Genomic DNA, 10,857 nt, shown 5'->3' on the forward strand with positions numbered 1-10,857 from the left:
ACACACGCCATGGCTGGCGCGGCAGGTGATCGGCGAACGCACCTTGATCAGCTGCACGCTGGCCTTGTCGAGCTTGTCGACCAGGTATTCGTCGAGCAGGGTGTCGCGGGTCACGATGGCCTGGTCGTCGTCGCCCGGGGCGTAGACGTCCTCGACCACGACGCGACCGAGCACGCGATCGCGCAACGGCTCGACCACGTCACCGCCTTCGACGATCGGGGACATCATGACGCCGTCTTCGGTGCCGCAATCGTGCTCGGTGATGACCACGTCCTGCGCCACGTCGACGAGACGACGCGTGAGGTAACCCGAGTTCGCCGTCTTCAGCGCCGTATCCGCGAGACCCTTACGGGCACCGTGGGTGGAGTTGAAGTACTGCAGGACGTTCAGGCCTTCACGGAAGTTCGCCTTGATGGGCGTCTCGATGATGGAGCCGTCCGGACGAGCCATCAGGCCACGCATACCCGCCAGCTGACGAATCTGGGCCGCGCTACCACGCGCACCGGAGTCCGCCATGATGTACAGCGAGTTCATGGACTTCTGGTTGACCAGCTTGCCATCGGCGTCCATGACCTTCTCGGTGCCGATGCCGTCGATCATCGCCTTGGCGACGAGTTCGTTGGTACGGGACCAGATGTCGACGACCTTGTTGTAGCGCTCGCCGGCGGTCACGAGACCCGACTGGTACTGCTCCTGGATCTCGACGACTTCCTTCTCGGCTTCCTCGAGGATGCCCTTCTTCTCAGCCGGAATCTTCATGTCGTCGATACCGATGGAGATACCGGCGCGCGTCGCGAAACGGAAGCCGGTGTACATCAGCTTGTCGGCGAACACGACCGATTCCTTCAGACCGAGCAGACGATAGCTCTGGTTGATCAGGCGCGAGATGTTCTTCTTGGTCAGCTCGGTATTGACCAGCGCGAACGGCAGGCCCTCCGGGATGATTTCCATCAGCAGGGCACGGCCAACCGTCGTATCGACGATGGCGGTACGCGAGGAGGTTGCACCCTCTTCGTCCTGCTCGGTGATGTGGATGCGGACCTTGACCTTGGCGTGCAGTTCGACGGCGCGGTTGTCGTACGCACGACGCACTTCGGCAACGTTAGCGAACACCATGCCGGCGCCCTTGACGTTGATCAGTTCGCGGGTCATGTAGTACAGGCCGAGCACGACGTCCTGCGACGGCACGATGATCGGCTCGCCGTTCGCCGGCGACAGGATGTTGTTCGACGACATCATCAGCGCGCGGGCTTCGAGCTGTGCCTCGATCGACAGCGGCACGTGCACGGCCATCTGGTCACCGTCGAAGTCGGCGTTGAATGCCGTACACACGAGCGGATGCAGCTGGATCGCCTTGCCTTCGATGAGGACCGGCTCGAACGCCTGGATACCCAGGCGATGCAGGGTCGGGGCACGGTTGAGCATGACCGGATGTTCGCGGATCACGTCTTCCAGGATGTCCCACACCTGAGCCTCTTCGCGCTCGACGAGCTTCTTCGCGGCCTTGATGGTCGTGGCTTCACCACGAGCCTGCAGCTTGGCGAAGATGAAGGGCTTGAACAGCTCGAGCGCCATCTTCTTCGGCAGGCCGCACTGGTGCAGGCGCAGCGTCGGGCCGACCACGATGACCGAACGGCCGGAGTAGTCGACGCGCTTGCCGAGCAGGTTCTGACGGAAGCGACCCTGCTTGCCCTTGATCATGTCGGCCAGCGACTTCAGCGCGCGCTTGTTCGTGCCGGTGATGGCACGACCGCGACGGCCGTTGTCGAGCAGCGCATCGACCGATTCCTGCAGCATGCGCTTCTCGTTGCGGACGATGATGTCCGGCGCAGCGAGTTCGAGCAGGCGCTTCAGGCGGTTGTTACGGTTGATGACGCGGCGGTACAGGTCGTTGAGGTCGGAGGTCGCAAAGCGACCGCCGTCCAGCGGCACGAGCGGACGCAGGTCCGGCGGCAGCACGGGAAGGACGGTCATGACCATCCATTCCGGCTTGTTGCCAGACTCGAGGAACGCCTCGATCAGCTTCACGCGCTTGGTGAGGCGCTTCAGCTTGGTCTCGGAATTGGTCGCCGTGATCTCTTCCTTGAGGCGAATGACTTCGCCCGGCAGGTCGAGGCTCTTCAGCAGCTCGTAGACGGCCTCGGCACCCATGCGGGCATCGAACTCGTCGCCGTGCTCTTCGGTCGCTTCCAGGTACTGGTCTTCGCTGAGCAGCTGGCCGCGCTCGAGCGCGGTCAGGCCTGGATCGATCACGACGAACGCTTCGAAGTACAGGATGCGCTCGATGTCACGCAGCGTCATATCCAGCATGAGGCCGATGCGCGAAGGCAGCGACTTCAGGAACCAGATGTGCGCGGTCGGGCTGGCCAGCTCGATGTGGCCCATGCGCTCGCGACGGACCTTGGCCAGGGTGACCTCGGTGCCGCACTTCTCGCAGACCACACCACGGTGCTTCATGCGCTTGTACTTGCCGCACAGGCACTCGTAGTCCTTGATCGGGCCAAAGATGGCCGCGCAGAACAGACCGTCACGCTCAGGCTTGAACGTGCGGTAGTTGATGGTTTCCGGCTTCTTGACTTCACCGTACGACCACGAACGGATCAGCTCCGGCGAAGCCAGAGCGATCTTGATCGCGTCGAAGTCCAGCGTCTGTCGCTGCTGGTTGAACAGATTGAGCAGGTCTTTCATGCGTAATCTCCGGTAGCCGCGACGATCACTTGATCTCTTCCAACTCGATATCGATGGCGAGCGAGCGGATTTCCTTCACGAGCACGTTGAAGGATTCCGGCATGCCTGCCGCCATTTCGTGGTTGCCGTCGACAATGTTCTTGTACATCTGGTTGCGGCCCTGCACATCGTCGGACTTGACGGTGAGCATTTCCTGCAGCGTGTAAGCCGCGCCGTATGCTTCCAGTGCCCAGACTTCCATTTCGCCGAAGCGCTGACCGCCGAACTGCGCCTTGCCGCCCAGCGGCTGCTGGGTAACGAGCGAGTACGGACCCGTCGAACGCGCGTGCATCTTGTCGTCGACGAGGTGGTTCAGCTTCAGCATGTGCATGTAGCCCACGGTGACCGGGCGATCGAACGCCTCGCCGGTACGGCCGTCGTAGAGCATCGTCTGGCCGGATTCCGGCAGATCGGCGAGCTTCAGCATGTGCTTGATCTCGGACTCTTCGGCACCGTCGAACACCGGCGTCGCCATCGGCACGCCGTCACGCAGGTTGTCGGCGAGCTGGATGATCTCGGCGTCCGTCATCGACTTGAGGTCGACGTGGCGCACCGCACCTTCCGCACCGGCATTGCCGTGGTTGTAGATCTCGTCGAGGAACTCGCGCAGCTTGGCCGGCTTCTCGTTGGCTTCGATCATGGCCGAGATCTTGTGGCCCAGGCCCTTGGCGGCCCAGCCCAGGTGAACCTCGAGAATCTGACCGATGTTCATACGCGAAGGCACGCCCAGCGGGTTCAGGCAGATGTCGACCGGACGACCGTCGGCGGAGAACGGCATGTCCTCGACCGGAACGATCATCGACACGACACCCTTGTTACCGTGACGGCCGGCCATCTTGTCGCCGGGCTGGATGCGGCGCTTAACGGCCAGGTAGACCTTGACCATCTTGAGCACGCCCGGTGCGAGGTCGTCGCCCTGGGTGATCTTGCCCTGCTTTTCCTTGAAGCGCTTGTCGAAGGCCTCGCGATGACGCTTGACCTGGTCGGCCGCGCGCTCGAGGAATTCCGAGACTTCCTCTTCCTTGACGTTGATCTTGAACCAGTCGTCTTTCTTGAGCGTATCGAGGTAGGCGTCGTCGATGACGGTGCCACGCTTGAGGCCGCCCGGGCCGCTCATCGCGGACTTGCCGACGAGCTGCGAACGCATACGAGCGTAGATCGCGCCCTCGAGGATACGGAACTGGTCGTCGAGATCCTTGCGGATACGCTTCAGCTCGGTCTCTTCGATCTGCTTGGCGCGCTTGTCCTTCTCGATGCCGTCGCGAGTGAAGACCTGCACGTCGATGACGTTGCCGTCCATGCCCGGGGGCACGCGCAGCGAGCTGTCTTTCACGTCCGAAGCCTTCTCGCCGAAGATCGCGCGGAGGAGCTTTTCTTCCGGCGTCAGCTGGCTTTCGCCCTTCGGCGTGACCTTGCCGACGAGGATGTCGCCCGCCTTCACTTCCGCACCGATGTAGACGATGCCGGACTCGTCGAGACGGGCCAGGGCCTGCTCGCCGACGTTCGGGATGTCCGCGGTGATTTCTTCGGCGCCGAGCTTGGTGTCACGGGCGATGCAGGTCATTTCCTCGATGTGGATCGAGGTGTAACGATCTTCCTGGACCACGCGCTCGGAGATCAGGATCGAATCTTCGAAGTTGTAGCCGTTCCACGGCATGAACGCGACGAGCATGTTCTGGCCGAGCGCGAGCTCACCGAGGTCGGTCGAGGAACCGTCCGCCAGGGTGTCGCCCACCGCCACCACGTCACCGACGTTCACCAGCGGACGCTGGTTGAGGTTGGTGTTCTGGTTGGAGCGGGTGTACTTGGTCAGCGTGTAGATATCGACGCCGGCGTCGTTCTCGTCCACTTCCGACTCGTTCGCGCGCACCACGATACGGGCGGCATCGACCTGGTCGATGACACCGCCGCGCTTGGCGGACACGGTAACGCCCGAGTCACGCGCCACGGCGCGCTCGATGCCCGTGCCGACAAGCGGCTTCTGGCTGCGCAGCGTCGGGACGGCCTGACGCTGCATGTTCGCGCCCATGAGGGCGCGGTTCGCATCGTCGTGCTCGAGGAAGGGCACGAGCGCCGCTGCAACCGATACGGTCTGCATCGGCGAGACGTCCATGTAGTTGATCTCGGCCGACGGACGCAGCTCCGACTCACCGCGGAAGCGGCAGGAGACGAAGTCTTCGATGAACTTGCCTTCCTTCGTCAGGGGCGAGTTCGCCTGCGCGATCACGTGGTCGCCTTCTTCGATCGCGGAGAGGTAATCGACCTTGTCGGTCACCTTGCCGCTTTCGACCTTGCGGTACGGCGTCTCGAGGAAGCCGTAAGAGTTGGTGCGGGCGTATACGGCCAGCGAGTTGATCAGGCCGATGTTCGGGCCTTCCGGCGTCTCGATGGTGCAGACGCGACCGTAATGGGTCGGGTGCACGTCGCGGACTTCGAAGCCGGCGCGCTCACGGGTCAGGCCGCCTGGTCCAAGCGCGGAGACACGGCGCTTATGGGTGACTTCGGACAGCGGGTTGTTCTGATCCATGAACTGCGAGAGCTGCGACGAACCGAAGAACTCCTTCACCGCTGCCGCAACCGGCTTGGCGTTGATCAGTTCCTGCGGGGTCAGGCCTTCGGATTCAGCCAGCGACAGGCGCTCGCGAACCGCGCGCTCGACGCGGACGAGACCGATGCGGAAGGTGTTCTCGGCCATTTCGCCGACCGAACGCACGCGACGGTTACCGAGATGGTCGATATCGTCGACCGTTCCGATACCGTTACGGATGTCGATGAGCACGCGCAGCACGTCGAGGATGTCGGAGGTCTCGCCCTGCTCGGCGACCAGACGCTGCGACTCTTCTTCCTTGCGCTCGCTGAAGTACTTGTGGTCGTACAACACGCCCGGACCCACGACGTCCTTGCGGCCGACGCGACGGTTGAACTTCATGCGGCCGACGCCCGAGAGGTCGTAACGGTCGAAGGTGAAGAACAGGTTGAAGAACAGGTTCTGCGCGGCATCCTTGGTCGGCGGCTCGCCCGGACGCATCATCCGGTAGATTTCGACCAGGGCCTCGAGCTGCGTGCGCGTGTTGTCGATGCGCAGCGTGTTCGAGATGTACGCACCGCGATCGAGATCGTTCACGTACAGCGTCGGCACCGTCTCGATGCCGCCCTTGCGGAACTTCTCGAGGTGGTCGAGCGTGAGCTCGTCGTTCGCCGCAGCGATGATCTCGCCCGTGTCCTTGTCGACCATGTCGACGGCCACGATGCGGCCGACCGGGTAGTCGTCCGGCACTTCGAGCGTGGTGATCTTCTCGCTGGCGAGCTGGCGAACGTGGCGCGCAGTGATGCGCTTGCCGGCTTCGACCAGCACCTTGCCGTCGATCACGAGATCGAACGAGAGGGTTTCACCGCGCAGGCGCTCGGCGACGAGGTCGAGCGTGACGCCGCCCTTCTTGCCCAGATGGAACGTGTTGTGCTCGAAGAAGATCGAGAGGATCTCTTCGTTGTTGTAGCCGAGCGCGCGCAGGAGCACCGTCACCGGCAGCTTGCGACGACGATCGATACGGGTGAACAGCGCGTCCTTCGGGTCGAACTCGAAATCGAGCCACGAGCCACGGTAAGGAATCACGCGAGCCGAGAACAGGAGCTTGCCCGAGCTGTGCGTCTTGCCACGGTCGTGATCGAAGAACACGCCCGGCGAACGGTGCAGCTGCGAGACGATGACGCGCTCGGTGCCGTTGATGATGAAGGTGCCGGTGTCGGTCATGAGCGGAATCTCGCCCATGTAGACCTCCTGCTCCTTCACGTACTTCACGGCTTTCTTCGACGCCGGGCTGTCCTTGTCATAGATGACCAGGCGCACGGTGGTACGCAGCGGCGCGCCGAAGGTCATGCCGCGGTTGCGGCATTCACGTTCGTCGAACGCCGGTTCGCCGAGCCTGTAGTCGACGTATTCGAGGGCGGCGTTGCCGGAATAGCTCGAAATCGGGAACACCGACTTCAGCGCGGCGTGGAGACCCTTCTCCTCACGCTGCTTGGAGCTGACCTGCTCCTGCAGGAATTCCTTGTACGAGTCGGTCTGGATCGTCAGCAGGTTGGGCACGCCCAGCACGGGCGGACGCTTGCCGAAATCCTTACGGATGCGCTTCTTCTCGGTAAACGAGTAGGTCATGGTGGGTACCGCCTCGGTTCAGTAGCAAAAAATAGATCGAAAATCGGAGATCGAGATTCGACTGCAGGGCATCGCTACCCTCAACTCCCGATGTCCCATTTCCGATGGACGGAACATGGAACGTGGATCTGCAAACACGATCGGTCGAACACGGCCGGGAACGGCCAAAGCCCGGGGGCTTACGCCCCCAGGCTCACTTGACGCTTATCGAACTACTGGCGCGCAAAGCGCCGATTACTTGAGTTCGACCTTGGCGCCCGCAGCTTCCAGGTCCTTCTTGAACTTGGCAGCGTCGTCCTTCGAAGCAGCTTCCTTCACGACGCCACCGGCCTCGGTGAGGTCCTTGGCTTCCTTCAGGCCGAGGCCGGTGATGGCGCGAACGGCCTTGATCACGTCGACCTTCTTGTCGCCGGCGGAGATCAGGATGACGTCGAATTCGGTCTGCTCTTCAACAGCGGCAGCAGCCGGACCGGCAGCAGCGGCAACCGGAGCGGCGGCCGAGACGCCAAAGGTCTCTTCGATGGACTTAACCAGTTCCATGATTTCCATCAGGGACTTGGCCTTGATGGCTTCGACGATCTGTTCGGTGGTCAGGGTGGACATTGTTTCTTACCTTCTGAAATGGTTTCGGTATGGAAAGTCGACGGGATCAGGCTTCGACCGGGGCTTCTTCGGCGGCGACAACGTCGCTACCACCCTGCTGGTCGGCCACGGCCTTGGCGGCGCGGGCAAACATCGCGATCGGCTCGATAAGGACGCGAGCCAGCATGGCAAGCGCTTCCTGACGGGTCGGCAGCGAAGCAAGCACATCGACGTGGGCGGCGGGAAGCAGCTTGCCTTCCACGGACACGACCTTCGCGATCAGCTTGTCGTTGGTCTTCGCGAATTCCTTGATCACGCGCCCGGCAGCACCGGGCTCTTCGAGCGAGAACGCATACAGCAGCGGACCGACCAGGGCGTCTTGGACGACCTCGAAATCGGTGCCGGCCACGGCGCGCGAAGCCAGCGTATTCTTGACAACTTTCAAGAAAACACCGGACTCACGAGCCTTCTTACGCATCGCGGTCATCTGAGAGACCGTGGTGCCTGCGTACTCGGCGGCGACCAAGGAGTGAGCTTTCGCGGCGATTTCTGCCAGCTCGGCGACTACTTCTTGCTTCTGGGACAGATTGAGAGCCATTGCACTCCTCCAATTGAACTCCGCTTGCGACTCCTGCCGCTTGCGGTCCTGGGCGACATCGTCCTGACGTCGGGGACACGAAGTGTCCCGGGTGGTGGCCTTTCCAGATTCGAAACGAATACCAGAAGGGGCAGCACCATCTACGCAGGCCAGACCCGTGGAGGCGTCCGATTAAGCGATCCCGCTAACGACGACGGCGTTTCCATGCCAACACGAGCTCCCTGCTCGTCGCCGTCGCGCGCTGATCGCGCCTACGGTCTTTGACGGCTGCACCGGACTTACGACCGGGGCTGCCTTCAAAAACGTTCCTCCGCCGGGAGACCCGGCGGAGGCCGTAAAACGAATTACTTGGTCGAGGTGTTCACGGTCGAGGTATCGACCGGCACGCCCACGCCCATGGTGCTCGACACCGAAACGCGCTGGATGTACTGACCCTTGGCTGCGGCCGGCTTGGCCTTCAGCAGGTCCGCGACCAGCGTGTTCAGGTTTTCCGCCAGCTGGGCAGCGTCGAAGCTGGCCTTGCCGATGGTGGCGTGAATGATGCCGCCCTTGTCGTTACGGAACTTGACCTGGCCAGCCTTGGCATTCTTGACGGCCGTGGCGACGTCGGCGGTGACCGAGCCATCCTTCGGGTTCGGCATCAGGCCGCGGGGACCGAGGACCTGACCGAGCTTACCGACGACGCGCATCGCGTCCGGGGTGGCAATGACGCGGCCGTAGTTCAGATCGCCAGCGGCCATCTTCTCGGCGAGGTCGTCCATACCGACAGCGTCGGCGCCCGCGGCGAGAGCGGCGTCAGCCTTCTCACCCGGCGGCACGAACACGGCGACGCGGATGGTCTTGCCGGTGCCGTGCGGCAGCAGCGAGGAGCCGCGCACGCCCTGGTCCGACTTCTTCGCGTCGATGCCCAGACGGACGGAGACATCCACCGACTCGGCGAACTTCGCCTTGGCGTTGTCCTTGACGATCTTCAGAGCCTCATCGAGACCATAGGTCTTGCCGGGCTGAACGGCGGCCGTGGCGGCCTTCATACGCTTCGTGAGCTTTGCCATTTCTTAACCCTCCACTACCAGGCCCATGGAACGCGCGCTGCCGGCGATCGTACGCACGGCGGCATCCAGATCGGCAGCCGTGAGATCCGGCTCCTTCTGCTTCGCGATTTCCTCGAGCTGGGCGCGGGTGACCTTACCCACCTTGTCGGTGTTCGGCTTCGGCGAGCCCTTGGCCACGCCCGTGATCTTCTTGAGAAGGATCGAGGCCGGCGGGGTCTTCGTGATGAAGGTGAAGGTACGGTCCGAGTAGGCCGTGATCACGACCGGGATCGGGAGACCCGGCTCGAGCTTCTGCGTGGCGGCATTGAACGCCTTGCAGAACTCCATGATGTTCAGGCCGCGCTGACCGAGCGCCGGACCGACGGGCGGCGAGGGGTTAGCCTGGCCGGCCTTCACCTGCAACTTGATGTAACCAATGACTTTCTTTGCCATTTAACTTTCCTCGCGAGTGCTGGCGCCTTGCGGCTCCTCGCTGTAGACCTTCCCTGGTGGTGATGGATTCGCTTATGCGAACCCCTGAAACACGGACACGCCGGAGCATAAAGCTCCAGCGTGGACCGGGCATTATAGGCGTCCGGCGCGGGCTAAGCAACGCCCGTGCCGGATGGGTCGGGAGAACCGACCAGGAGGCCCTTAGGCCTTCTCCACCTGGCCGAATTCGAGCTCGACCGGGGTAGAACGACCGAAAATGAGCACCGCGACGCGCAGACGGCTCTTTTCGTAATTCACTTCTTCAACGACGCCATTGAAGTCGTTGAACGGACCTTCGGTGACACGGACCATTTCGCCGGGCTCGAAGAGGACCTTCGGACGGGGCTTCTCGACACCTTCGCGGACCCGGCTGAGGATGGCCTCGGCCTCGGTGTCCTTGATCGGGTGCGGACGGTCGGCGGTGCCGCCGATGAACCCCATGACCTTCGGGGTTTCCTTGACCAGATGCCAGCATTCGTCGTCGATACGCGGCGTCTTGCCGTTGGTATCGGTTTCGATCTGCACCAGAACGTAACCGGGGAAGAACTTGCGCTCGCTGCGACGCTTCTGGCCGCCGCGCATCTCGATGACTTCCTCGGTCGGAACCAGGATTTCACCGAACTTCTCTTCCATGCCCTCGCGCACGACGCGCTCGTTCAGGGCCTTGCGAACCTGCTGTTCGAACCCCGAATAGGCGTGAACCACGTACCAGCGTTTGCTCATGCCTTACCTCAATGTCCGAGCTTAAGCAGCCAATCGAGCACGACCGTCTTCAACAACCAGTCGATCAGCCCCATTAGCAGCGAGAGAATGATGACGACCACGATGATGATACCGGTGGTCTTCAGCGTTTCGTCGCGCGACGGCCAGACGACCTTGCGCAACTCGAACTGCGACTCGGCGATGAAGCCGCGAAGCTTACGGCCAGGGACCGTAAAAGCACCGATCGCCAGGGCGGCGGCAACAGCGGCAATAACGCCGATAACGCGCGCGAAAGACGGCACGTTCGGGTTATCGCTGAAATAGTAGAAACCGACGATGCCGGCGATGAGCACGATGGAAGCAAGCGCTAGCTTGCCGATGTCGGCCGGGCCCATACCCTTGGCTTGTTCTGCCTTCGTGTTCATGCGCGCTCAAGAATGGCACGCCAGGAGGGACTCGAACCCCCAACCTGCGGTTTTGGAGACCGCTGCTCTGCCAATTGAGCTACTGGCGTACAAATGAAACAGTAGGGATGCCGGCCCCTAAGGGGCCGGCATCACGTGTATTAC

8 protein-coding genes and 1 tRNA gene are annotated in these 10,857 nt (G+C 62.4%); all 9 read right to left on the reverse strand.

Annotated elements, in window-relative coordinates:
* On the reverse strand, positions 1-2,688 hold a 2,688-nt coding region (rpoC, locus tag AC1DSN_RS12340), incomplete at its 3' end, for a DNA-directed RNA polymerase subunit beta' (RefSeq protein ID WP_477330903.1).
* A gap of 25 nt (positions 2,689-2,713) precedes the next feature.
* Positions 2,714-6,883, reverse strand: coding sequence for a DNA-directed RNA polymerase subunit beta (gene rpoB / locus AC1DSN_RS12345; protein WP_063570530.1), 4,170 nt, complete (start codon positions 6,881-6,883; stop codon positions 2,714-2,716).
* A gap of 234 nt (positions 6,884-7,117) precedes the next feature.
* Positions 7,118-7,486, reverse strand: a complete 369-nt coding sequence (gene rplL / locus AC1DSN_RS12350; RefSeq protein WP_046969517.1) for a 50S ribosomal protein L7/L12 — start codon at positions 7,484-7,486, stop codon at positions 7,118-7,120.
* Between the two features lie 46 nt (positions 7,487-7,532).
* On the reverse strand, positions 7,533-8,063 hold the full coding sequence (gene rplJ, locus AC1DSN_RS12355; RefSeq protein ID WP_063570531.1) for a 50S ribosomal protein L10: 531 nt from the start codon (positions 8,061-8,063) through the stop codon (positions 7,533-7,535).
* Positions 8,064-8,407: 344 nt separating this feature from the next.
* Entirely contained in the window at positions 8,408-9,115 is a 708-nt protein-coding gene (gene rplA / locus AC1DSN_RS12360) for a 50S ribosomal protein L1 (RefSeq protein WP_063570532.1), read from the reverse strand.
* Between the two features lie 3 nt (positions 9,116-9,118).
* On the reverse strand, positions 9,119-9,547 hold the full coding sequence (gene rplK, locus AC1DSN_RS12365; protein WP_046969514.1) for a 50S ribosomal protein L11: 429 nt from the start codon (positions 9,545-9,547) through the stop codon (positions 9,119-9,121).
* 201 nt (positions 9,548-9,748) lie between these two features.
* Positions 9,749-10,309, reverse strand: a complete 561-nt coding sequence (gene nusG / locus AC1DSN_RS12370) for a transcription termination/antitermination protein NusG (protein WP_063570533.1) — start codon at positions 10,307-10,309, stop codon at positions 9,749-9,751.
* Between the two features lie 8 nt (positions 10,310-10,317).
* The gene (gene secE, locus AC1DSN_RS12375) at positions 10,318-10,713 is read right to left on the reverse strand and encodes a preprotein translocase subunit SecE (protein ID WP_063570534.1); all 396 of its coding nucleotides are present in this window, start codon (positions 10,711-10,713) and stop codon (positions 10,318-10,320) included.
* A gap of 13 nt (positions 10,714-10,726) precedes the next feature.
* Positions 10,727-10,802 (reverse strand) — tRNA-Trp (locus AC1DSN_RS12380).
* Between the last annotated feature and the right edge of the window lie 55 nt (positions 10,803-10,857).

This window comes from Luteibacter sp. P4_D7_3, from assembly GCF_056401735.1.